Annotated in this window: 21 protein-coding genes and 1 riboswitch; of the genes, 18 read left to right on the forward strand and 3 right to left on the reverse strand. The window is 37.8% G+C overall.

Annotated features, from left to right (window positions below; all coding sequences use genetic code 11):
• Positions 1-223: 223 nt before the first annotated feature.
• The 3 genes from BG04_RS22615 to BG04_RS22625 all read left to right on the forward strand — a co-directional run bounded on the left by BG04_RS22615 (position 224) and on the right by BG04_RS22625 (position 2,546).
• The gene (locus BG04_RS22615; RefSeq protein WP_034652320.1) at positions 224-853 is read left to right on the forward strand and encodes an alpha/beta family hydrolase; all 630 of its coding nucleotides are present in this window, start codon (positions 224-226) and stop codon (positions 851-853) included.
• Positions 854-880: 27 nt separating this feature from the next.
• Positions 881-1,597, forward strand: coding sequence for a helix-turn-helix transcriptional regulator (locus BG04_RS22620; protein WP_013083035.1), 717 nt, complete (start codon positions 881-883; stop codon positions 1,595-1,597).
• A gap of 64 nt (positions 1,598-1,661) precedes the next feature.
• A complete protein-coding gene (locus BG04_RS22625; protein ID WP_016763998.1) occupies positions 1,662-2,546 on the forward strand; it encodes a DMT family transporter in 885 nt (294 codons plus the stop codon).
• Between the two features lie 36 nt (positions 2,547-2,582).
• Here BG04_RS22625 and BG04_RS22630 read toward each other — a convergent pair whose 3' ends face one another.
• Entirely contained in the window at positions 2,583-4,202 is a 1,620-nt protein-coding gene (locus tag BG04_RS22630; RefSeq protein ID WP_013083037.1) for an ABC-F family ATP-binding cassette domain-containing protein, read from the reverse strand.
• Between the two features lie 506 nt (positions 4,203-4,708).
• Here BG04_RS22630 and BG04_RS22635 point away from each other — a divergent pair.
• From BG04_RS22635 to BG04_RS22645, 3 genes are read left to right on the forward strand one after another with little or no spacing between them, the layout of a single operon-like run.
• The gene (locus BG04_RS22635) at positions 4,709-6,286 is read left to right on the forward strand and encodes a spore germination protein (protein ID WP_034652315.1); all 1,578 of its coding nucleotides are present in this window, start codon (positions 4,709-4,711) and stop codon (positions 6,284-6,286) included.
• A 6-nt stretch (positions 6,287-6,292) separates the two neighbouring features.
• Positions 6,293-7,420 (forward strand): spore germination protein, encoded by a 1,128-nt coding sequence (locus BG04_RS22640; protein ID WP_051975603.1) that lies wholly within the window; start codon positions 6,293-6,295, stop codon positions 7,418-7,420.
• Complete coding sequence (locus BG04_RS22645) at positions 7,404-8,615, forward strand: Ger(x)C family spore germination protein (RefSeq protein ID WP_034652312.1); 1,212 nt, start codon at positions 7,404-7,406, stop codon at positions 8,613-8,615. Before BG04_RS22640 ends, BG04_RS22645 begins: the two co-directional genes overlap by 17 nt.
• 161 nt (positions 8,616-8,776) lie before the next feature.
• Here the strand turns inward: BG04_RS22645 and BG04_RS22650 are convergent, their stop codons facing one another.
• Positions 8,777-9,217 carry a YtoQ family protein gene (locus BG04_RS22650; RefSeq protein ID WP_034652309.1) on the reverse strand — a complete coding sequence of 147 codons (441 nt, stop codon included), beginning with the start codon at positions 9,215-9,217 and terminating at the stop codon, positions 8,777-8,779.
• Between the two features lie 170 nt (positions 9,218-9,387).
• Here BG04_RS22650 and BG04_RS22655 point away from each other — a divergent pair, with 170 nt between their 5' ends.
• The 3 genes from BG04_RS22655 to BG04_RS22665 all read left to right on the forward strand — a co-directional run bounded on the left by BG04_RS22655 (position 9,388) and on the right by BG04_RS22665 (position 12,663).
• Complete coding sequence (locus BG04_RS22655; RefSeq protein WP_034652306.1) at positions 9,388-10,299, forward strand: ABC transporter ATP-binding protein; 912 nt, start codon at positions 9,388-9,390, stop codon at positions 10,297-10,299.
• Positions 10,292-11,059 (forward strand): ABC transporter permease, encoded by a 768-nt coding sequence (locus BG04_RS22660; RefSeq protein WP_034652304.1) that lies wholly within the window; start codon positions 10,292-10,294, stop codon positions 11,057-11,059. Before BG04_RS22655 ends, BG04_RS22660 begins: the two co-directional genes overlap by 8 nt.
• A 101-nt stretch (positions 11,060-11,160) precedes the next feature.
• Positions 11,161-11,267: riboswitch (SAM riboswitch) on the forward strand.
• Between the two features lie 85 nt (positions 11,268-11,352).
• Positions 11,353-12,663 (forward strand): Na+/H+ antiporter NhaC family protein, encoded by a 1,311-nt coding sequence (locus tag BG04_RS22665; RefSeq protein WP_034652302.1) that lies wholly within the window; start codon positions 11,353-11,355, stop codon positions 12,661-12,663.
• A gap of 39 nt (positions 12,664-12,702) precedes the next feature.
• Here the strand turns inward: BG04_RS22665 and BG04_RS31700 are convergent, their stop codons facing one another.
• A complete protein-coding gene (locus BG04_RS31700; protein WP_013083044.1) occupies positions 12,703-12,831 on the reverse strand; it encodes a hypothetical protein in 129 nt (42 codons plus the stop codon).
• Between the two features lie 124 nt (positions 12,832-12,955).
• On the opposite strand from BG04_RS31700, the gene BG04_RS22670 reads away from it, so the two are divergent.
• The 9 genes from BG04_RS22670 (at position 12,956) to BG04_RS22710 (ending at position 22,451) form a co-directional block, all read left to right on the forward strand.
• On the forward strand, positions 12,956-13,915 hold the full coding sequence (locus BG04_RS22670) for a LacI family DNA-binding transcriptional regulator (RefSeq protein WP_013083045.1): 960 nt from the start codon (positions 12,956-12,958) through the stop codon (positions 13,913-13,915).
• 84 nt (positions 13,916-13,999) lie between these two features.
• Positions 14,000-14,248 carry a transcriptional regulator SplA domain-containing protein gene (locus tag BG04_RS22675; RefSeq protein ID WP_016764006.1) on the forward strand — a complete coding sequence of 83 codons (249 nt, stop codon included), beginning with the start codon at positions 14,000-14,002 and terminating at the stop codon, positions 14,246-14,248.
• Between the two features lie 111 nt (positions 14,249-14,359).
• The gene (gene splB, locus BG04_RS22680; protein ID WP_025752275.1) at positions 14,360-15,388 is read left to right on the forward strand and encodes a spore photoproduct lyase; all 1,029 of its coding nucleotides are present in this window, start codon (positions 14,360-14,362) and stop codon (positions 15,386-15,388) included.
• A 151-nt stretch (positions 15,389-15,539) separates the two neighbouring features.
• The gene (locus BG04_RS22685; protein WP_034652294.1) at positions 15,540-15,983 is read left to right on the forward strand and encodes a hypothetical protein; all 444 of its coding nucleotides are present in this window, start codon (positions 15,540-15,542) and stop codon (positions 15,981-15,983) included.
• Between the two features lie 99 nt (positions 15,984-16,082).
• Entirely contained in the window at positions 16,083-16,319 is a 237-nt protein-coding gene (locus BG04_RS22690; RefSeq protein ID WP_013056931.1) for a hypothetical protein, read from the forward strand.
• Positions 16,320-16,492: 173 nt separating this feature from the next.
• Entirely contained in the window at positions 16,493-18,145 is a 1,653-nt protein-coding gene (locus tag BG04_RS22695) for a DUF2339 domain-containing protein (protein WP_034652291.1), read from the forward strand.
• Positions 18,146-18,272: 127 nt separating this feature from the next.
• Entirely contained in the window at positions 18,273-20,354 is a 2,082-nt protein-coding gene (locus BG04_RS22700) for a DNA topoisomerase III (RefSeq protein WP_016764011.1), read from the forward strand.
• Positions 20,355-20,437: 83 nt separating this feature from the next.
• Entirely contained in the window at positions 20,438-20,875 is a 438-nt protein-coding gene (locus tag BG04_RS22705) for a YrvL family regulatory protein (protein WP_034652288.1), read from the forward strand.
• 241 nt (positions 20,876-21,116) lie between these two features.
• Positions 21,117-22,451, forward strand: coding sequence for an FAD-dependent oxidoreductase (locus BG04_RS22710; protein ID WP_034652285.1), 1,335 nt, complete (start codon positions 21,117-21,119; stop codon positions 22,449-22,451).
• Positions 22,452-22,537: the final 86 nt, after the last annotated feature.

Below are 22,537 nucleotides of genomic sequence, written 5' to 3' on the forward strand. Positions count from 1 at the left end.
TCTTAATGATGATAGGGAATGGGGCAGAAATATTTTGCCCCATTTTTGCCCCACTTAATTTAATTTACAATGATATATTTTGAAAATTAGAATCTAATAAAAGTTAATTAAATAACTTTACAATAGCTGAATGACACATTATAAAACCCACTTGTTTTTTTAAGAAAAAGATGGGGTTTTTTTACGGAATTAAATGTTAGAATATTTAAAAAGGAGGAGTGACATGCACGTAGATCAAAAAAGTGTAAGCAACCAAACTAATAAGATTACCTATACACATATTAAAACAGGAGGGCCTCGCATTTGCTTTATGTTTTCAGGGCTAGGCTATACGTACGAAAAGCCGCTATTGTATTATGTAACGATGCTGATGCTAAAACACGGAATTGACGTTGTTCATATTCACTATACATATCCAAAAGAGCTCATGACAAAGTCTACAGATGAGATTGCAGATGTTATGATGAAAGACATTGATCTCGTGCTGCAAGACGCTTTATCTCATAATGACTATAAAAATATCATATTTGCAGGAAAATCGCTGGGCACCATTCCGCTGATTCAGCGGGTTATGAAAGGTGAAGTCTACAAAGATGCAGTGATGCTTTTACTGACGCCGCTTTTAACCAGATCGGAACTGTTTAAAAGTTTACTAGAAAGCACTTATAAAGGTCTTCTTGTAATAGGAACTCGCGATCACTATTATACTAAAGAAGTTTATCAATTAAAAACAAACACAATGAATGTTCAAGTGATTAAAAATGCCGATCATTCATTGGACGTTTTGTATAATCCTACGGAATCGTTAAAGGCGCTGGAAACCGTTTTGAATGGCATAGAACAGCTTCTGTGAGATAGGAAATAAGGAAAGGAGTACAAAATGGATACGCTACGTGAAATTATTTGCGAAAAAAGAGCCTACAGCTATTCACCTCATACTCATGATCATAACTACAGTCAGCTTTTGTTTCCGCTAGCAGGTGCTCTTGATATTCAAGCAAGTGAGCAGCACTTAACGCTGCAAGAAGGATGCTTTTACATTCCACCTCGTCAGCTTCATACGTATCAAGCTAAAAATACAAATGAATGTCTGGTCGTTGATATTCCCTTGAAATTTACAGAAAGTGCGCATCTTGCTCAACAAGCCGCTTTTATTCAATGGGATTCAACATGGAAAGCAATTCGCTACCTTTTACTTGATGGGCTTCAAAAAAGCACTGACAGAGGGGCGCTTGAAGATTTAGTCCGTTACGTTCAGCATTATTTGCCAAAGAAACAAACGTTTAAATCCATTGATTATCTTCATGCTAACTTTAATCAAGAGCTAAACATAGAAAGTCTTGCCAAGATGGAAAATTACCATCCTGCCTATTTTTCTGCTTGGTTTAAACAAAAAACGAGCTATTCGCCTCAAAGCTATGTAGCGCGTATACGTTTAAATAAAGCAAAAGAATTGTTAAAAGAGAGCAGCTATTCGATAACGTATATTGCGCACGAAGTCGGCTATCACAGCTTGTCTTCATTCACTAAATGGTTTGCAAAACAAGAAGGAGTCTCACCCACGCAATATCGAAGTATCTTAAAAACAGACAAATAATATCATAAAAGCGGAAAAACTTTTTTCTTTCTTTTAGCTATGATAAAAGAAAGGAGATGGAAATATGAATACTTCATTATCAAAAATACTTATTTTATGTGCAGCTGTACTATGGGGAACAACAGGGACTGCCCAAGCTTTAGCATCTGCTGAAGCACATTCCGTGGCAATTGGAGCGGTGCGTTTAGCTGTAGGGGGACTATCGCTTCTTGCAGCTTGTCTTATTCAAAAAAAGAAAGTGGACGTAAGAAACCTTCCTATTCTGCCCCTTACGGTTGCTGCAGCAAGTATGGCCGCTTATCAGCCGCTGTTTTTTTCAGCCGTTATCAAAACGGGTGTTGCAGTAGGAACAATGGTGGCAATTGGGAGTGCGCCGCTTTTGTCAGGAGTGTTAGATTACATAGTGTACCGCAAGAAACCTACAAAAAAGTGGTTGCTTGCTACATTTACGGGTATTATAGGGTGCTGCAGCTTGTTGTTAAAAAAAGATAGTCAAATCGACGTGATAGGTTTAGGTATGGCGATAGGAGCAGGGGCGTCTTTTGCTTGCTATACGACTGTTAATAAAAAAATTGTTCAGCATGTTGATCCGCAAGTAGGCGCTTCTCTTGTGTTCACAGCCGCTGCTGTTCTACTAATCCCATGCTGGTTTATGTATGATATGAGCTGGCTAATTTCTTTAAATGGAATGGGCATTGCTCTTCACTTAGGAATACTTACGACGGCTCTTGCTTATGTATTATTTTCTACAGCGCTTAAGTCGGTGCATGCGTCTACCGCCGTGACGTTATCGTTAGCAGAGCCCGTTACCGCTTTTTTACTTGGCGTCTTTTTCTTAGGAGAATCTCTAACCTTGGTGAACATATGTGGAGCAGCACTAGTATTTGCTAGCTTAGCGTTTTTAACGTATTCTCCGAAATCATCGCTAAATCAAGAGGTGCGTATATAAAAAAATCCCCTTTCTCTAGAGAAAGGGGATTTCTTATTAAGCGTACATGCTAGCTACTTGTTTTTGCAGGTTGCTGTCTTCTAAATACTCATCATACGTCATTTGCTTGTCAATTACTCCGTTTGGCGTAATTTCAATTACACGATTTGCAATCGTTTCAACGAACTGATGGTCATGAGATGTGAAAATCATTGAACCTTTGTAGCTGATAAGTCCATTGTTTAGTGCTGTGATTGATTCTAAGTCAAGGTGATTCGTAGGATCGTCTAGTAAAAGAACGTTTGAACCGCTTAGCATCATTTTAGAAAGCATACAGCGAACTTTTTCTCCTCCGGAAAGAACATTGGCTTTTTTCAACACTTCTTCACCAGAGAATAGCATTCTGCCTAAGAAACCGCGTAAGAAGCTTTCGCTTTGGTCATTAGGTGAATACTGACGCAGCCAGTCTACTAAATTTAAATCTCCGTTTTCAAAGTACTCGGAGTTGTCTTTTGGGAAAAAGGCTTGAGACGTTGTCACACCCCATTTGTACGTACCGCTGTCCGCTTCCATTTCACCCATTAAAATCTTCATTAATGTGGAATTTGCAAGTTCGTTGCGGCCTACAAGAGCGATTTTGTCATCTTTATTCATAATAAAGCTTACGTTATCAAGCACTTTTACGCCGTCAATTGTTTTTGTTAGACCTTCAACACGAAGAACGTCATTTCCAATCTCACGTTCCGGAGTGAAGTTCACGTACGGATAGCGACGAGAAGAAGGGCGGATGTCATCTAATGAAATTTTATCAAGCAATTTTTTACGAGACGTTGCTTGTTTTGATTTCGATGCATTTGCGCTAAAGCGAGCGATAAAGGCTTGAAGCTCTTTAATTTTTTCTTCTTTTTTCTTGTTCGCATCTGACGCCATTTTTTGTGCTAATTGACTTGATTCATACCAGAAATCATAGTTACCAACGTAGACTTGGATTTTACTGAAGTCAAGGTCAGCAATGTGCGTACATACTTTGTTTAAGAAGTGACGGTCATGAGATACAACAATGACTGTGTTTTCAAAGTTAATTAAGAACTCTTCTAACCATTGAATTGCTTGAATATCCAAGTTATTCGTAGGCTCATCTAAAAGTAATACATCAGGTTTTCCGAATAAAGCTTGTGCAAGAAGCACTTTTACTTTTTCACTACCCGTTAGTTCAGCCATTTTTTTGGCGTGAAGATCTTCAGAAATACCTAATCCTTTTAAAAGAATAGCTGCTTCTGATTCTGCTTCCCAACCGTTTAATTCAGCAAATTCACCTTCAAGCTCAGCTGCTTTCATTCCGTCTTCATCTGTGAAGTCTGCTTTCATATAAATAGCATCTTTTTCTTGCATTACTTCATAAAGGCGAGCGTGCCCCATAATAACGGTTTTCATAACTTCTTGATCTTCATATTCGAAGTGGTTCTGTTTTAAGACAGCAAGGCGTTCGCCAGGGCCCATATGTACATCACCAGTTTGAGATTCAATTTCACCAGATAAAATTTTTAAAAACGTTGATTTTCCAGCACCGTTTGCGCCGATTAATCCATAACAGTTACCAGGCGTGAATTTAATATTCACATCTTCAAATAACTTTCGGTCGCCAAATCGTAAACTTACATTACTAACTGTAATCATGTATGAGCAGTCCTCCAAATTCAATATCTATAAAATTATACCATTCTTTTGAGATAAGAGCGATATGAATACAATATTTCAAACATAAAGTGTAACCGACACTTTAAGCACTCGTCAACCATTTAAGGGAATTTTTGAGCGGTGAAACTTTAATTATTCTAGCATTCACCAAAACATTGAGCGGCAAACCAGCATGTATAATCCTTCAGTAATCAGCTCTTTTTCATTTTTAAGATGGATGTTGTATTCCTTTGTATAAGAAACAAAAAGAAGAATAATACTACCTGGTAAATAAAAGAATTTTTATGAAGTAAACACTGATATTTTACGGGTGCTTATTTCTAAAATTGGTTTGACATAGACATAAATAGGGTGATTATCATGTGGAAATTAGTTGTTTCCTATCTTCCAGAAGGGCCAGTTTTTATACAAGCAGTTCTGGTTTTTTTCATCCCATATATAATCTACAAATTATTAAGCGGGATTCGTAATTCAGAGGAAGAGTGATGGAAGTGAAAAAATGGAAATCGGCAGTGAAAAAAATAGGCAACCATGCGAACGAGAAGGAAAACAAACAGGAATCTATACACCAAGATTCATCTAATCATGTTACGGATCATTTAGCTTTAACTCTAGAAGTAATTAAAAATGAAATTGGTCATAATTCCGATGTTCATTTTCGTGAGTTTATTATAGGACGCACCGGCATTCAGGCAGCTATTATTTTTGTAGAGGGGCTCTCAGATAAAGATCTTATTGAAAAACATATTTTGTCATCATTGATGGCTGATTTTTCAAAAGAATATCAACAGGATCAGCTTTACGTAAAGGGAAGCCTTTCAAAAAAGTGTATTAAAAGCCAAGTATTATCAATTAGTGATGTAGAAGAGGTCCATTCTATTAAAGACGTAATATCAAAAGTCTTAACAGGATCTACGGCTCTTTTAATTGACGGGTTATCACTTGCCTTAATTCTTGGTACAAGCAAAGTAAAAACAAGGACGATTGAAGAGCCCGTATCAGAAGCATTAGTGAGAGGGCCAAGAGTAGGCTTCACTGAATCGTTAAGTGATAATACTTCTTTATTAAGAGGAAGCGGAGATATTGAAAATTTGTCGCTGGTGAAATTTCAAGTAGGAAAGCGTTCCAAAAAAGACTTAGTTGTTGCTTACATAAAGGAGATTGTTGATCCAGAACTAGTTGAAGAAGTAGAAAAACGAATTAAAAAAATTGATCTTGATAATGTACCGGAGTCTGGATATGTTGAACAACTCATTGAAGATAATTACCTTAGTCCCTTTCCTCAAGTACAGAATACGGAGCGTCCCGATCGTGTAATTGCTGCTTTGATGGAAGGGAGAGTAGCCATTTTATTAGACGGGACGCCTTTTGCTTTGATTGCTCCCGTTACGTTTAGCATGATGTTACAGTCGCCGGAAGATTATTATGAAAGGTGGATTCCCGGTACATTCATTCGTTTTCTTCGTTATATTGCAGTGGTTCTTTCCCTTTTTACCCCGGCTTTGTATATTGCGTTTATTTCATTTCATCCAGGGATGATTCCGACTAAATTGGCTATTTCCATTATAGGAACAAAGTCTGGAGTGCCATTTCCAGCCCTTATAGAAGCCTTATTCATGGAAATAGCTATCGAAATCTTGAGAGAAGCTGGACTCAGGTTACCAAAACCAATTGGTCCAGCAATGGGAATTGTCGGTGGATTAATTATTGGAGAAGCTGCTGTGCAGGCAGGGATTGTTAGCCCTATTTTAGTGATTATTGTAGCGTTAACTGCCATTTCATCGTTTGCTATTCCGCAATATAGCGTCGGGATTTCATTGCGTATTCTTCGCTTCATAGCTATGCTATGTGCTGCCATACTTGGATTATACGGCGTTGTTTTATTTTTCCTTTTTATGACCAGTCATTTAGTGAAACTAAAAAGTTTTGGCGTATCTTACATGAGTCCAGCGGTACCCTATCGTTTAAGTGAATGGAAAGACTTGATGGTCCGTATGCCTCTTATGATGATGAAAAGACGTCCAAAGATGATGCACACCAAAGATTCTCTACGAAAAGGATAGCAGCTTATGATAAAAGGAAGTGAATCAGTGGTAATGATAAATTCAAACGATCGTATTACGACGCCACAAACAGCTATTATTGTCATCAATTTTATACTTGGAACTGGTATTCTGACGTTGCCGCGAACAGCTGCGGAACAAGTGAAAACACCAGATGTGTGGTTAACTGTTATTCTAGGAGGAATAGTCACTATGATAGCAGGGATAATCATGGTGAAGTTAAGCCGGAAATTCCCTGGAAAGACGTTTTATCAATACAGTAAAGAAATTACAGGGAAATGGTTGAGTAAGTTAATTAGCTTACTTATGATAGGTTATTTTTTACTGCTTGGTGGTTTTCACGCCCGTTCATTGGCAGAAGTAACCGGATATCTCTTGCTGGAAGGAACGCCGACGTGGGCTATTATTATGCCATTTATGTGGATAAGCCTCTATTTAATTAGAGGAGGCATTAATTCGATCGCTCGACTGTTTGAAATTATATTCCCTATTACCGTTATTCTTTTTTTACTGGTAGCTTTTATGAGTATGAAAATATTTGAAATAGATAATCTGCGCCCAGTACTTGGATCAGGGGTCCTTCCTGTACTAAAAGGGGTAAAAACAACTGCTCTTGCATTTACGGGTCCTGAAATTATGTTAATCATTTTAGCTTTTATGAAAGAACCACACAAAGCAGGAAAAGCTGTGCTAGTTGGAATTACTATTCCTATATTTATTTATGTGATTACTGTTGTAATGGTTATTGGAGCGTTATCGATTGATGGAGTAGTAATAAGAACATGGCCAACGCTTGATTTAATAAGGAGTTTTGAGCTGACAGGCTTGATTTTTGAACGATTTGATTCCTTGCTGCTAGTTGTATGGATCATGCAGATGTTTGCTTCTTTTACTATTAACCATTACGCCGCTTCATTAGGACTGTCTCAGCTTTTCCAAAAAAACATTCATCCATTTATGTATGGTTTGCTTCCGGTTATATATCTTATTTCCATGATTCCTAAAAATATTAATGATGTATTTAAATTGGGAGATGTGATTGGCAATATCGCCTTAGTTTTATTTGGCTTTTTGCCGCTGCTTCTTCTCATTATTTCAAAAGTAAAGGGAGTAAAGTATGAAACAAACCTTTAACCATTTCCAGTTCCTATTGGTTTTGTTTTCTGTTTTTTTGCTCTTACCTCTGGCAGGCTGCTGGAGCAGTCATGAAATTGAAGAGCAAAGTTTTGGAGTGGGTGTGGCTTATGATAAAGGTAAGGAGTCCATAGCTGAAAAAGAATTTGATGAACAAGGAGGAGGGTATACTAAAAAGAACCTGATTACGTCAACGTATCAACTTATCACTCCTCAAGTCGCAAGTTCAACGACTAAACAAGGAGGATCGCAGCAAAAATCATACGTAAATATCTCGGAAACAGGAGATTCTCCTTTTCAAATGCTTCGTGAATTATCTTTAAGAAGTGATACTCCTTTAACTAGTCCCCATATGAAAGTAATGGTTATCAGTGAGGCTCTTGCACGAGCGTATAGTTTAGAGCAATTAGTGGACCAAACTCTTCGGGACAATGATTTTAGACCTAGTTGCCTTGTGTTTATTAGTAAAGGAAGGGCTAGCGACACGTTAGAATCAAAAACAGCAGGAGAGATCCCGGCTTTTCACCTGTATGGAATGATAGACAATACGTATCGAACAACGCGAATTTTACCGCCCATGCCGCTTATTAAATTAGCAAGCAAGATTCAAACTGGGTCTAGTTTTCTGATGCAAAATGTATTATCAGCAAATGGAGAAATCAAATTTGCGGGTGCTGGTATAATTAAAGGGAAAACAAGCAAAATGATTGGGTTTTTGAATGAAGAAGAACTAGATGGTTTGGCTTGGATCACAGGAAAAGGAAAAGGTGGCCTAGTGAAAAGCTTTGATAAAAAGACCGGTCAGCTGATTGTATATGAAATAGAGTCTATGAAAAGTCACATTCAACCCCATGTTAAAGGAGATAATATCTCTTTTGATGTACACATTGAATCAGTGGGAAGGCTATCTGAAAGTTGGATGACCTCAGGGAGCGCTTTTAATAATCAATTTTTACAGAATGCGCAAAAAACTTCAGAAAAAAAAGTAAAGTACCTGGTAACAAACGTACTAGAAAAAATGCAAACAAAATATAAAGTTGATGTTGCAGGTTTCGGAAATCAATTGAGAATTAAGCAGCCTAGAACATGGATGAGGGTCAAAGAAAATTGGGATCAAACATTTAGTGAAGTGCCAATTAACTATGATGTGAAGTTAACGATTAAAGATTATGGAGCATCCGGGTCAAAAAAGTAAGCACCCGACTGTAACTTTGCTTATCGTTATGTCAAAAATGAAAAAAACCCAAAAAAATAATAATCTCAGACTTCCCACGAAATACTCATCGCATGCTTCGTACGGAGCCTTCAATAAACAACAAATAAGAGCTGCCGATTTTCGACAGCTCTTATTCGTTGTTATTCAAAAATATAAGCTAATGCTTGAAGAGCCTGTTCTGGCGTTTCGACTACAACTTGGGCTTTGTTTGCCAGTTCTTTAAGCGGGTGATGCAGTTTTTCAGGGCGAACCAAAATTAGCGGTTTATCTAATGCAATGGCTGTCGCCGCATCCATTGCGCTGTTCCACTGCTTGTATTTTTCGCCAAATAAAGCAATAACCACATCAGATTTTTTAAGGAGCACCTGCGTACGTAAATTATTAATTTGAGAAGCAGCTTCATCTTTTAAGACAGCGTTAGGCTGTTTTCCTAAAATTTCTTCTCCAATGTTGTCGGAGCGGTCATGGTCTGTCATGGGACCGACAAAGGTAAGGGGAAGGTTTAATTGTTCTGCTTGGTTTTTAATTTCGTCTCGCCAGTTATCGTGAATTTGCCCAGCAAGGTATACGGTTAAGTTCATTATGTAGAAGTCCTCCTCTAACTAAAGTTTGTTTTATTTTATCAAATGTAAGCGGATAATACGAATGATTTGAATGGGCTACTTTTCCAAAAATAAGGTTATAGTAGACAAATAGTTAAAAAAGAGAAACAATAGAAGGCGTATTGCTAATTAAAGAAAGGATGTACATGATGACAGAAACAGTGCTACAAGTAGATCATGTCAGTAAAGTAATTGGGAAGAAAACCATTTTGCATGATGTATCCTTATCGGTTGAGCGCGGTGAGATTTTCGGATTGCTTGGTCCAAACGGCTCTGGAAAAACAACGTTAATTCGTACCGTCGTAGGACTCATCAAAGAAACAGAGGGAACAATTATCGTCAATGGATTTCCTTTAAAAGAACAGTTTACATCAGCTATGAAATCAATTGGAGCGATTATTGAAAACCCTGAGTTTTATGATTATCTGACGGGCTATCAAAATTTAAAACACTTTGCGAATATGCATGAAGGGATCACATCAGAACGCTTGGATGAAGTGATTGCTTTAGTAAAGCTTGAAAACAGCATTCATGCAAAAGTGAAGACGTATTCTCTTGGGATGAGACAGCGTTTAGGAGTAGCTCAAGCCATTTTACATAAGCCTGCATTGCTTTTACTAGACGAACCAACAAATGGTCTAGACCCAGCGGGAATGAGAGAATTTCGTACATATTTACAAACGCTTTGCAGGGAAGAAGGAATTTCAATCTTAATCGCGAGCCACTTATTAAAAGAGGTAGAAGCATTATGTGACCGCGTTGGCATTATTCAAGACGGTGAGTTAAAAGCCATTCAAGATCTATCTCCAAATCGTCAAGACCAAGGAATGTACGTAGAATTTGAGTTGTCTGACGCGCAAAAAGCAGCGGATCTTTTATCACAAGAATTTGAAGTAACGATGAGATCACATATTATCGACGTGGCGATTGTAAAAGAACAAATTCCAGCTGTAAATAGAAAATTAGTGGACAGCGATATTTTAGTCTACCGAATCACTCCTGTGTATGAGACGCTTGAAGATTCGTTTATGTCCGTTACGGAAGGAGAGCACCATGCTTAAGCTAATTCAAAATGAACATATGAAATGGTTTCACAAAAGAAGCACAAAAGTCACGTTTATTACCATCGGTATTTTAACTCTTTGTATGGCTCTATTAATGAAAAAAGTAGCAAACAGTGCAGGAACAGAAGACAACATTTTGAACTTCCTGTCATTTAGTTCAGGTATGCTGATTCTCATTCAATTTTTCGCTCTTGCTGTTGGAGGGTCAATGGTTGCAAAAGAGTTTGAAGCAGGCACTATTAAGCTTCTTTTAATTCGCCCTGCTAGACGTTCAACGATTTTAGCATCCAAGTACCTAACCCTCATTTTAATTAGCTTGTATTATTTACTGAGCTATTTGCTTTTTTCGTTTGTATGGGGAGCCTTGTTCTTTGGATTTACCAGTCTAGAAGGAGATGCGCAGCTGCTTAAAAATATTACGCTTACGTATGACAGTGCGTATATGGAAACGTTTATGATGATGACGTTCGCATTCATGCTGTCGTCTTTATTTAGAAACAGCGCGCTTGCTTCCAGTCTGGCTATTGTCGTAAGTATCGGGGCGAAAGCTGTAACAGGACTAGTATCACAGTTTGGTTTATGGTGGGGGAAATTTTTACTGTTCGCCAACACGAACTTTGTGCAGTATATGGACGGAATGAAGACGATGTTTGACGGCATGACAATTCCATTTTCCATTTTCATCTTGGTGGCGCATTTTGTCTTCTTTATGGGCGTGGCATGGGCAGCGTTTTTGAAACGAGACGTAGCTAATTGATGTGAGAATTTTCGCACTATATATTTTTCTAAAATAGCATTTGACAATTAAATAAAAAGAGCTTACAGTAGTGAAAGACTATTTTTAAAACAACTATAAACTTCTTATCAAGAGAGACGGAGGGACTGGCCCTATGATGTCTCGGCAACTGGCTGTACGCAGTGCGGTGCCAAATCCAGCAGACGATGTTTCGTTTGGAAGATGAGAAGGGTAATCTTATGATACAAATAAGAGACCTCTTCTTATCAATAAGAAGAGGTCTTTTTTTATTACGTAAACAAGAGGTGTTAAGAATGGAACAACAAAAAGGAAACGGCTGGGCGCTGTTACCGCTGGGCGTCTTTTTAGTCCTGTTTGTCGGATCAGGAATTATAACGGGAGATTTTTATAAGCTGCCTGTATTAGTAGCCATTATCATTGCAGCCATTGTGGCGCTGGCTATGAACCGCAAAGATTCACTTAATCTAAAAGTGGAACGTTTTGCTAAAGGAGCAGGACATCCTGATATCATTATTATGGTGCTTATTTTTATTTTAGCAGGTGCTTTTTCTCAAGTGGCTAAAGGCATGGGAGCTGTTGATTCAACGGTAAACTTAGCTCTGTCTGTGCTTCCGCAAAGCTTAGTGGTAGTCGGAATCTTTATTATTGGCGCATTCATTTCAATTTCGATGGGAACGTCAATGGGAACAATCGCAGCGCTAGGGCCTATCGCTGTAGGGATCAGTGAGCAAGCACATGTATCCATTACATTGGCAATTGCTGCCGTTGTTGGTGGTGCAATGTTTGGAGATAATTTATCCGTAATCTCTGATACGACTATTGCAGCAGTTCGTACGCAAAAAACAAATATGTCAGATAAATTAAAAGTGAACTTTTTTATTGTACTTCCTGCAGCGATTGTTACGGTAATTTTATTGCTTGTAATGACGCTAGGCAACACGTCATCAGTAGAAATTAAAGACTTCAGCTGGTTTAAAATCTTACCTTATGTGGGCGTCTTAGTCGCTGCGATATTTGGTGCAAACGTATTAAGTATTTTAACCGGAGGAATTGTATTGGCCGGCGTGATCGGATTAGCTGACGGAAGCTACACGCTTTCTTCTCTTGCTAAAACTGTGACAGAAGGTATTGGCGGAATGTCAGAGTTAATTATTTTATCTCTGCTAATCGGCGGAATGGTTGAGCTTATTCGCTATAATGGCGGTATTCAGTTCTTATTGAACTTATTAACACGACGTATCCAAACGAAAAAAGGCGGAGAATTCAGCATCGCTGGACTGGTAAGTTTAACAAATTTAGCAACGGCTAATAACACGATTTCAATTATTACGGCAGGTCCGTTAGCAAAAGAAATCTCTGATAAGTATTCAATTGATAATCGTAAATCAGCCAGTCTGCTTGACTTGTTTTCATGCAGCGTTCAAGGGCTTATCCCTTACGGCGCACAAATGCTTCTCGCAGCAGGATTTGCTAAAGTTTCACCGATTGAGATTATTCCATTTACATTCTACCCAATGTTAACAGCGGTTTGCGGAATCATTGCAATTGTAATTGGATTTCCTCGTTTAAATAAAAAGTCAAAGTCATCTAAAGAAGCTGCGTAATATCAAACCCTTAAAAAGAATGTTCTTTTTAAGGGTTTTTTACTGTTTAAAAAAATCAGTCGGCTTTTCATCATCTAACTCCTTCCAAAGCGTCTCGTTCTGCTTAAGTGCATAAGCCGCTCCTCCAATTTCAATTCCGCATAATAAAATGAATAATAAAATACCCATGAAATGACCTCCTTACGTAAATGAGTAAAAACACGATGGTAACGGGTTTAGCTTCTTGCTGTTTCACTTTATAATGAGAATAAAGTATGAAACGCGTTTCAGCGCAAGAGAAAAAGGTGAAAACATGACAAATATCCGAGATATCGCAAAAAAAGCTGGTGTATCTGTTTCGACTGTATCCCGGGTGCTAAATCATCATCCGTATGTAAAAGAAGAAAAACGCCGGCTGGTAGAGCAGGTTATTCACGAACTTAATTATGAACAAAACATTAATGCCGTTCACTTATCAAAAGGGAAAACAAATATGATTGCCGTCGTCTTGCCTTTTATTAATCATCCGTATTTTAGTCTGCTTTTAGAAGGAGTGGCATCTCAGGCGTTAGAAAAGCAGTATCAGCTTGTTATTTGTCAGACGAACTATGATGTGAAAAAAGAAGAAGAAGCGCTTCATATGCTAAAAACAAAGCAAGTTGATGGAGTGATTATTTGTTCTAGAGCAAGCAGCTGGAGCACGATTGAATATTATCAGCAGTACGGTCCGATAGCCGTGTGCGAAAACGTACAGAATCGTTCTATTCGCTCCGTATACGTTGATCATTATGCAGCTTTTAAGCAGGCGCTCCTGTATTTAAAAGAAAAAGGATATACGGATATTGGCTACTGTATTGGAAGAATGACGGGTACGAATAGTCAACAGCGGCAACAAGCATACAAAGAATATGTAGAAAGAATAAATCAGCCTTATCATCCGGAATGGGTTTTTCAAGGCTGTTTGAACGTGACAGATGGTGAAAAAGTGGTTGAAAAACTAGTGCAGATGAAAAATCGGCCTCAGGCGCTTTTAGTAACAAACGATCAAGTCGCTATCGGAATAAAAGCTCAGTGCGAACAAGCGGGTATTTCAGTTCCTGGTGAATTAGCTATCATTGGTTTTGATAATCATCCGCTTTCTTCTTATTTACAAATAACAACGATCGAACTTCCTCTTAAGGAAATGGGAGAAACGCTTTTTACATTAGTGGGAAGCAAGGTTCCTCAGAAAATTGAGCTCCCTTTTCGGTTTATTGAGCGTAAAAGCGTATGAATTCTTGATGATGCTATGAGGGTTTTTACCGGATAAAATGAGTAAAAGCGGACATCATACGAGTAAAGAAAGAAGAAAAGGATGATGATCGTGGAGAAAAAAGAATATCAAGTGGGAGATCAAGTATTTGTTATTTACCGAAATCCTCATACGGCAAACGTTGCGAATATTAATCAGGCTGAAATTGTTGAACATCCTGAAAATAAAGGTGAAAAGGCGCTGTTTCTGCATGAGTCTTATCATTTGTTAGCTGAAGATGATGCCGTGTATTCAACGTATGAAGAAGCTGAAAAAATGTATAATAAGATATTTGATTATGAACAATATGACTGACGCAAGGCTCTCTTAAACAGAGAGTCTTTTTTGTTTGAAAAATAATTACCAAGGATAGAGTCTTTTTATTTTTCAAACGCTATTAGTATTAGAAAAAAGGAAGTGTACATGATGATAAAACCTTTTGTACCTCAATTAGTATATATTGAGCCAGGGGCAATGGAGTACCCGCTTGGTGTTCAATTAAAAGAAAAATTTGAGAAGATGGGAATTGAGATTCGTCAAACAACTTCTCATAATCAAGTCCGTAATATACCGGGAAAAAATGATTTGCAAAAATACCGCAATGCCAAGTCGACTTTAGTAGTTGGCGTGCGTAAAACATTGAAATTTGATACATCTAAACCGTCAGCTGAATATGCAATACCATTTGCAACAGGGTGTATGGGGCACTGTCACTATTGTTATTTACAGACAACAATGGGAAGCAAACCATATATTCGTACGTACGTGAATGTTGAAGAAATATTAGGTCAAGCAGAGCAATATATGCAGGAGAGAGCCCCTCAAATAACGCGATTTGAAGCGGCTTGTACCTCTGATATCGTAGGAATTGACCATTTAACACATTCATTAAAGCGCGCGATTGAATATTTTGGGGAAAGTGAACTAGGTCAACTGCGCTTTGTGACTAAATTTCATCACGTGGATCATTTATTGGATGCTAAACATAATGGCCGCACGCGCTTTCGCTTTAGCATAAACGCGGATTATGTTATAAAAAACTTTGAACCCGGTACATCCCCTCTTGATTACCGGATTGAGGCTGCTAATAAAGTTGCAAAAGCCGGATATCCACTTGGCTTTATTGTGGCGCCTATTTACATTCATGAAGGTTGGCAGGAAGGGTATCGTCAGTTGTTTGAAAAGCTTGATGCTTCTATACCTGAAGAGTCAAGAGATGATATTACATTTGAAATGATTCAGCATCGCTTTACCAAGCCGGCCAAGCGGGTAATCGAGAAAAACTATCCGAAAACAAAGCTTGAGATGAATGAAGAAGAGCGCCGCTACAAGTGGGGGCGTTACGGAATTGGAAAGTATGTATACGCAAAAGATGAAGAACAAGAATTAAGAGAGACGTTGGAATATTACATTGATCAGTATTTTCCAAATGCAAAAATCGAGTACTTTACGTAATTATTCTACAGTAATTGAAAAGTTATTTTGACATCTTAGTCGAGATAGCTTTTTAATTTTTAACGTAAAAAATAAATTGGTTGCTAATAAGCTGAAAAAAGAGGTTATTTGTATCTCTTGTCGTATTACATACATAAGGGAGGTGACTGAGATGTTAAAAAATGAAGAGTTTGCGCTAACAAAAGAATTAACAAAAGAACAGCAAGAAGCTGCACGAAACTTTATTCAAGTGTTGTTTCAAGAAGATTTATCTGAATTTTGGAACATATTATGTGATATCGATAAGTCTCGTATTTACGGCTTGTATGAAGCAAACCATTATTATGATTCTGATATTGAACTGCATGGATTTGTACAAGAAATAAGAGATAATGTAAGAGCTGTGTATGCGCCTCTTCAAGGGCAAGGGGGCATTTCGACGAAGGTTCGATATACAAGCGAAGGAAAGATGTATGTATACATATTAGGAAGTGGCGAAAACCCTAAGGTATATCCTGTTGGATTAATGCCTGAAACATATATCGAACAAGAACGTTTTTCTCAGCGGCTTCAAATTAGTATTTATAACGACGAGTTTCGAAACGTTGCCCTATAAACCATATACATGGGAAAATAAAGAATAATAAAATTAATTTGTTAAAATAGCAATATTTGGGGTATGTAATAGATATAACATTAAAAAGGGGTGAAAGAAATGCATTATTATCGTATTTCAGAGGGAGACCATGAAGAGTATTGTGAAACGATTCTGCTTCATGAAAAGAAGTTTTGCAAAGAAACATTTCAATCTATGGTGCGAGAAGCAATGAACAATAAGCCCGGTAAAATTGACCGTGTGGATATTGTTAAATATTTAATTGGTCACCATAGTTTTCAAGTAGCCCACATCGAAGCGGGATTTCATAGTACATACAGCGAGAAAGTGACATAAAAAATGCAGCACCTCCTATACAACGAACTTTTCTTTTGAAAAGGGCGCTGTATTTTTTTTTGCTAAAAATAGAATGTTTCTAAGTGATATCCCTTTTAATGGTATAATAGTTAAGTTCTGTTAGATATACATATAAACATCACAAATACTTTAAAGAGAAAGGGTGAGAGAAAATGGAAAAAGAAAGAATAGAAGAACTTGAACGAAAAATAAGCAGTTTAGAAGAAGACGTAGCCAAGCTAAAGTCGCTCGTATATAAAACAAATTCTCCAAGACCAGCAGTTCACGCTCCTCCCAAGCAGCGCCAGGAGACGACTAAACGTCCTGCTCAAACAGCAGCTAAAAGCTCACAGGCAATAGAAGAGCCTGTTGATTGGGAAAAAGTTCTTTTTCAAACATGGCTGCCGAGAATTTTTATTTTTGTATTTATCATTGGCGTGCTATGGGGATTTAAAGCAGCCTCTGACTATGGGTTAATGAATGAAAAAGCAAAAGTTGTTCTCGGCTTTGTGCTTTCGATAGGTTTTGCTGTGACAGGTCATTTTCAAATTAAAAAGAGCAGGCTGGTGCTCGGGCAAGTACTTGTAGGAGGAGCTATTCCTATTCTCATGTTAACGACGTTTGCCATGCATAGCCTATACCATTTAGCAGGACCAACGCTGGCTTTTATGCTAAATGCGACTTGGATCATCTTAGGAATTGCAGCAACAGTCTTTTATCGTTCGCAGGCGCTAGGTATTATTAGCGCCGTGGGAGGCGTACTAGTTCCGTTTCTTATTGAAAGTAATTCGCCTAATGCGCTTGTTTTCATCGGCTATGAAACGTTTCTGTATATAGCCTTTTTATATGTGGCAGTCAAACAAAAATATTCTATTTTATATGTACTTTCGGCGGTACTATTAAATCTTACCCTACTGATTTACTATTCGTTTGTTGGTGATAATGATGTAAAAGGGTTATTAGGTGTGGCGATTCTTATTCAGCATTTATGCTTACTTTCTAGTTTTTTTCTATCAAAGTCCGTACTGCAAATATATGCGTTTACCCTTTTATCGAGTTTGGCAGTTACGTACGGCTGGCTGCTCGCCGTTTTTGACGATGGTACGACTACACTGGTGCTGCTTGCGTTAGTTATTATTTACGTATTAGGTGCTTACGCAGTTAGAAGTTCTAAAGAGAAATTTGAATTTTTTATCACCTATTTAATTGTTGCAGTAGCGTTTTTTATTCATCAGCTCGTCGATTTAAGAGAAGGAGTGATTTTATATGTGATTCAAGGGCTTGCAGTTTACTATATCGCCATGACGTACAAAAATCTTCTTCATCAACTGTTTTCTTATACGATTTATATACTGAGCGCAACGTATATCTTAGTTACACCAATCGAACAAGTGCTGTCTCTTCCGACATTAAATTGGCTTGTTGTGTTAGCATCTATTCTAGTATTTATATGGATCAGCATTCAAAAAACAGAAAAAGATGAGCATGATACGTTCAAAATTGGAGGAAGTATTGTTTTTTCTATTCTTTCTTTAATTTTTGCAACGGAAGTGACGGTCGCTGGAACCACTGATCTTTCCGCTAATACACAAACGCTTATTATGACGGCCGTTTGGCTAGTGCTGTCCATTACTGCATTCATTATAGGAGCACTTAAAACGTTTAAAACAGCAACGTATGTCGGCGTGGGCATTTTGTTCTTAACACTTTTTAAACTCGTTTTATATGATTTACCTTTTATCCCAATGGCTATAAGGGCCTTGTTATTTATCGTCTTAGGAGCTATCGGTCTAATTATTTCACGCCTATTTTATAAAAAGAAGTAGCTAGAAGCTGAAGAGAAATTCTTCAGCTTTATTTATTATAATCTTGTTATGTAAACTTAATCCTGAAGTCGTACAAAAGGTATACAATCATGTATAATGGAACAAGTGAATTGGAGGTATACATAAAATGAAATCACTTGTATTAGCAGAAAAGCCAAGTGTAGCACGTGATCTTGCGCGCGTACTTGGCAGCACACAAACAAAAAAAGGGTATATTGAAGGGCCAAAGTATGTCGTAACATGGGCACTTGGTCATTTAGTTGAATTACAAACACCAGAGGATTATGATAACCAATATAAAACATGGCGATTAGAAGATCTGCCAATCATGCCTGAGAAAATGAAATTGAAAGTAATTCGTAAAGTGAGCTCTCAGTTTCGCACAGTATCCGATCTAGCAAAAAGAAAGGATATTGGAGAGTTAATTATTGCGACTGATGCCGGGCGTGAAGGAGAGCTTGTAGCCCGCTGGATTATGGAAAAGGTACGCTGGAACAAGCCGTTTAAACGCCTTTGGATTTCGTCTCAAACGGATAAAGCAATTCGTGATGGGTTTAAACAGTTAAAACCAGGAAAAGAGTTTAACCGCTTGTATGACTCAGCGGTTTGCCGTTCAGAAGCTGATTGGCTTATCGGTTTAAACGTAACGAGAGCGTTAACGACTAAATACGAAGAACCATTATCGGCAGGAAGGGTCCAAACACCGACCCTTGCGATGATAATTGAGCGTGAACAGGTAATCAATACATTCAAACCTAGTGAATATTGGACGCTTACAGCTCAGTTTTCATCTTTTGAAGCAGCTTGGCAAAAGGGCAATGAAAAGCGCATTTTTGATGAAAAACGCGCAAAAGAGCTGCACTCAAAATTATCAGGCGAAGCAGTTGTAAAAACAATTAAGCGCAAAATGCATAAAGAAGCGCAGCCGCTTCCTTATGACTTAAACGAACTGCAGCGGGATGCTAACAAACGCTTTAATTTCTCTGCTAAGAAGACATTAAATGTACTTCAAAAGCTATATGAACAGCATAAGTTAGTCACATATCCACGTACTGATTCCCGTTATTTAACAACAGATATGGTTTCTACTATGAAAGAGCGTTTGGAAAGCATCTCTGCTGTATATAAAGAAGAGGTTCGTCCAATTTTAAGAAATGCACAGCTGCCAAAGCGAGTGGTTAATAACGAAAAAGTAAGTGATCACCATGCTATTATCGTGACAGATCAGCCTGTGTTTTTACAGGACCTATCAGCTGATGAACGAAAGCTGTATGACTTAATTGCAAAGCGATTTATTTCATTATTTTATCCTGCATATGAGTATGAAGTGGTTAAAGCAGAGCTTGAAGTAAACGGGGAACAGTTAGTAGCAAGCGGAAAGCAAGTCGTGAATGCAGGCTTCAAAAAAGTTTCTAGTGGAGACTCAGAAGCAACGGTGAAGCTGCCTGATATGGAAGAAGGCAGCAAGCTGCTTATTCAAGATGTAACGATGAAAAGTGCATTTACAGAGCCGCCGCAGCGCTATACAGAAGCGGATCTTCTTGGACAAATGGAAAAACATAATTTAGGTACCCCGGCAACACGTGCAGATATTATTGAAAAACTTCTGCAGAATGAATCCATTGATCGCCAAAACAATCGTCTGCACGCAACCAAAAAAGGGAAGCAGCTGATTGACCTAGTAGCAGATGAGTTAAAGTCGCCTGAGCTTACGGCTAAGTGGGAACGTGACTTAGAAGCAATTGCTAAAGGAAAAGGAAATGCAAAAGAGTTCTTAACAAATATTCGCGAACAAACAGAAAAGCTAGTTAAGCAAGTCAAAACAAGTAATCAAACGTACAAACCTCATAATTTAACGGGCTCTAAATGTCCGGAATGCGGTTCTTTCTTGAAAGAAAAGAAAACAAAGCAAGGAAGGGTGCTCGTTTGTTCAAGTCTTGAGTGCAGCTATAGACGCGCAAAAGACCCTAAACTATCAAATCGACGCTGCCCACAGTGTCATAAGCGAATGGAAATTCACTCAGGAAAAGCGGGTACGTACTTCCAATGTCGTTCATGTCAAGTAGTGGAGAAAGCTGAGGACAAAAAGAAAAAGATTTCGAAACGAGAAGAACGAAAGCTTCTTAACAAATACAATGATGACGGAGCATTTGGTTCAAGCTTGGGTGATGCTTTAAAACAAGCCCTTCAAGATAAAAAAGATAAATAATGTAGAAAAGTGCGATACCACGGTATCGCACTTTTTTCGTATAATATGGATTAAGTGATGAGTAAGTAAGGTGGAGTGGAACAATGAAAAGAAAAAGCAGGGGAATGGATCGTTTAATCGCGTTCATTATAGTAGGAGCGATGGTACTAATCATTTTAGCGATACTAATGGTAAGCTATTTTTTTGGTTTTATAGGCTTCCTTAAAGTAATGGGAGTGGAATATGAGTCCTACTGGGCCATATGTTTATTTCTATTTTTAATTTTTGTATTTGGCTCTATCACAGAGCTTTTTTCAAAGGTACTCATTTTTTTAATGAAGAATGCCAGACTGAATAGAGTACTATTTATAACATCTGCAGCTTTTGTGGATATATTTTTTACTTTTCTATCAGTTTATATAGCAGACTTGCTTGTGAGCGGCATCACTGTATCTATTTTAGCGGTGACTCTTTTATCCGTCTTATTTTTTTTGATGGAGAGTGCATTGGATAGTGAATTTCTACGTAAAAAAACAAGCTGATGAAGTTTCTCATCAGCAGCGCATCAGCAAGAAAAGCGCATCATATCAAGCTTCAACGTTATTTAAAGGACCCTGTAACATATTTTTTTAAAAAAGTATGTGATTTTTTTCACATATCTCTTGAAAAAGGACAAACATGTTTGTATAATAAGAATTGTAAAAGATATGTGAAACATTTCACAATATATGTGAAAAACTTCACAATATCATATTTTCTATAATCCTAAGGGGGATATCATCTATGAAAATTGCAGTAGTAGGGTGTACACATGCAGGAACGGCAGCAGTAAAAAATATGGCAGAACTTTATCCAGAAGCTAAAATTACAGTTTATGAGCGAAATGATAATGTTTCATTTTTGTCTTGTGGAATTGCGCTCTATGTAGGCGGGGTCGTAAAAGATGCAAATGGCTTATTTTACTCTTCACCGTCTGAATTGCAAGAGATGGGTGTAAATATGAAAATGAAACATGAAGTTACGAATATTGATACAGATGGTAAAAAAATAGCTGTACGAAATTTAGAAACCAACAAAGAATTTGAAGATACATTTGACAAACTAGTGATGACAACTGGATCATGGCCGATTATTCCAAACCTTGAAGGCATCGATTTAAATAATGTTGTGCTTTGTAAAAACTATCAGCATGCTAATCACATCATTGAAAAAGCGAAGCAAGCGAAGAAAATAGCCGTAATTGGTGCGGGCTATATTGGTGCAGAGTTAGTAGAAGCATTCGAAGTGTATGGAAAAGAAGTGACGTTTATTGATAGTGCTGATCGCATTTTAAATAAATATCTTGATCCAGAATTTACGAATTTAATGGAAACTGAGTTTGAAAATCGAGGAGTTAAATTAGCATTAAACCAAGCGGTTACTAAATTTGTAGGCAGCGAGGGATCTGTTGAAAAAGTAATGACAACTGATGGCGAATACGAAGCGGATCTTGTTATTCTGTGTGTTGGATTCCGTCCAAATACAGACTTAGTAAAAGGACAAGTAGATATGCTTCCAAACGGCGCAATTGTGGTTGATGAATATATGCAAACAAGCAAAAAAGATATATTTGCTGCCGGAGATAGCTGTGCCATTTACTACAATCCGATTAAGAAACATGCCTATATTCCGCTTGCTACCAATGCGGTTAGAATGGGAACATTAGTAGCTCAAAACCTTGTTAAGCCAACGATTAAGTACATGGGAACACAAGGAACGTCAGGCTTGCATATTTATGATTACAATGTTGCATCTACCGGCATAACAGAAACAGCAGCTTCTCTTTTTGATATGAATGTGAAAAGTATCACAATATCAGAGAATAACCGACCTGAATTCATGCCAACGTACGAAAATATTACGTTAAAAGTAGTATATGAAGAAGAAACAAGACGAATTGTAGGCGCACAGGTTATTTCTAAAATTGATGCTACTCAAGCAATCAATACATTGTCTGTATGTGTACAGCAGGAAATGACGATCGATGAGCTTGGCTTTATGGACTTTTTCTTTCAGCCGCATTTTAATAAGCCTTGGCATTTCTTAAACCAAGCAGGACTTCAAGCGCTTCAAGCATAAAAAAAGCAGGTGACTACCTGCTTTTTTTATGTGGATTTTATTATTTTTTTATTTTAGCAGGTCTAAAGCGGATCCAGCCTATAGTA

This window comes from Priestia megaterium NBRC 15308 = ATCC 14581, assembly GCF_000832985.1.
GTDB classification, from domain to species: Bacteria; Bacillota; Bacilli; order Bacillales; family Bacillaceae_H; genus Priestia; species Priestia megaterium.

Excerpts from the sequence above, each read along its gene's own strand:
- BG04_RS22615 (WP_034652320.1), top strand. The coding sequence starts at position 224 with ATGCACGTAGATCAAAAAAGTGTAAGCAACCAAACTAATAAGATTACC.
- BG04_RS22620 (WP_013083035.1), top strand. The coding sequence starts at position 881 with ATGGATACGCTACGTGAAATTATTTGCGAAAAAAGAGCCTACAGCTAT.
- BG04_RS22625 (WP_016763998.1), top strand. The coding sequence starts at position 1,662 with ATGAATACTTCATTATCAAAAATACTTATTTTATGTGCAGCTGTACTA.
- BG04_RS22630 (WP_013083037.1), bottom strand. The coding sequence starts at position 4,202 with ATGATTACAGTTAGTAATGTAAGTTTACGATTTGGCGACCGAAAGTTA.
- BG04_RS22635 (WP_034652315.1), top strand. The coding sequence starts at position 4,709 with ATGGAAGTGAAAAAATGGAAATCGGCAGTGAAAAAAATAGGCAACCAT.
- BG04_RS22640 (WP_051975603.1), top strand. The coding sequence starts at position 6,293 with ATGATAAAAGGAAGTGAATCAGTGGTAATGATAAATTCAAACGATCGT.
- BG04_RS22645 (WP_034652312.1), top strand. The coding sequence starts at position 7,404 with ATGAAACAAACCTTTAACCATTTCCAGTTCCTATTGGTTTTGTTTTCT.
- BG04_RS22650 (WP_034652309.1), bottom strand. The coding sequence starts at position 9,217 with ATGAACTTAACCGTATACCTTGCTGGGCAAATTCACGATAACTGGCGA.
- BG04_RS22655 (WP_034652306.1), top strand. The coding sequence starts at position 9,388 with ATGACAGAAACAGTGCTACAAGTAGATCATGTCAGTAAAGTAATTGGG.
- BG04_RS22660 (WP_034652304.1), top strand. The coding sequence starts at position 10,292 with ATGCTTAAGCTAATTCAAAATGAACATATGAAATGGTTTCACAAAAGA.
- BG04_RS22665 (WP_034652302.1), top strand. The coding sequence starts at position 11,353 with ATGGAACAACAAAAAGGAAACGGCTGGGCGCTGTTACCGCTGGGCGTC.
- BG04_RS31700 (WP_013083044.1), bottom strand. The coding sequence starts at position 12,831 with ATGGGTATTTTATTATTCATTTTATTATGCGGAATTGAAATTGGAGGA.
- BG04_RS22670 (WP_013083045.1), top strand. The coding sequence starts at position 12,956 with ATGACAAATATCCGAGATATCGCAAAAAAAGCTGGTGTATCTGTTTCG.
- BG04_RS22675 (WP_016764006.1), top strand. The coding sequence starts at position 14,000 with ATGATCGTGGAGAAAAAAGAATATCAAGTGGGAGATCAAGTATTTGTT.
- splB (WP_025752275.1), top strand. The coding sequence starts at position 14,360 with ATGATAAAACCTTTTGTACCTCAATTAGTATATATTGAGCCAGGGGCA.
- BG04_RS22685 (WP_034652294.1), top strand. The coding sequence starts at position 15,540 with ATGTTAAAAAATGAAGAGTTTGCGCTAACAAAAGAATTAACAAAAGAA.
- BG04_RS22690 (WP_013056931.1), top strand. The coding sequence starts at position 16,083 with ATGCATTATTATCGTATTTCAGAGGGAGACCATGAAGAGTATTGTGAA.
- BG04_RS22695 (WP_034652291.1), top strand. The coding sequence starts at position 16,493 with ATGGAAAAAGAAAGAATAGAAGAACTTGAACGAAAAATAAGCAGTTTA.
- BG04_RS22700 (WP_016764011.1), top strand. The coding sequence starts at position 18,273 with ATGAAATCACTTGTATTAGCAGAAAAGCCAAGTGTAGCACGTGATCTT.
- BG04_RS22705 (WP_034652288.1), top strand. The coding sequence starts at position 20,438 with ATGAAAAGAAAAAGCAGGGGAATGGATCGTTTAATCGCGTTCATTATA.
- BG04_RS22710 (WP_034652285.1), top strand. The coding sequence starts at position 21,117 with ATGAAAATTGCAGTAGTAGGGTGTACACATGCAGGAACGGCAGCAGTA.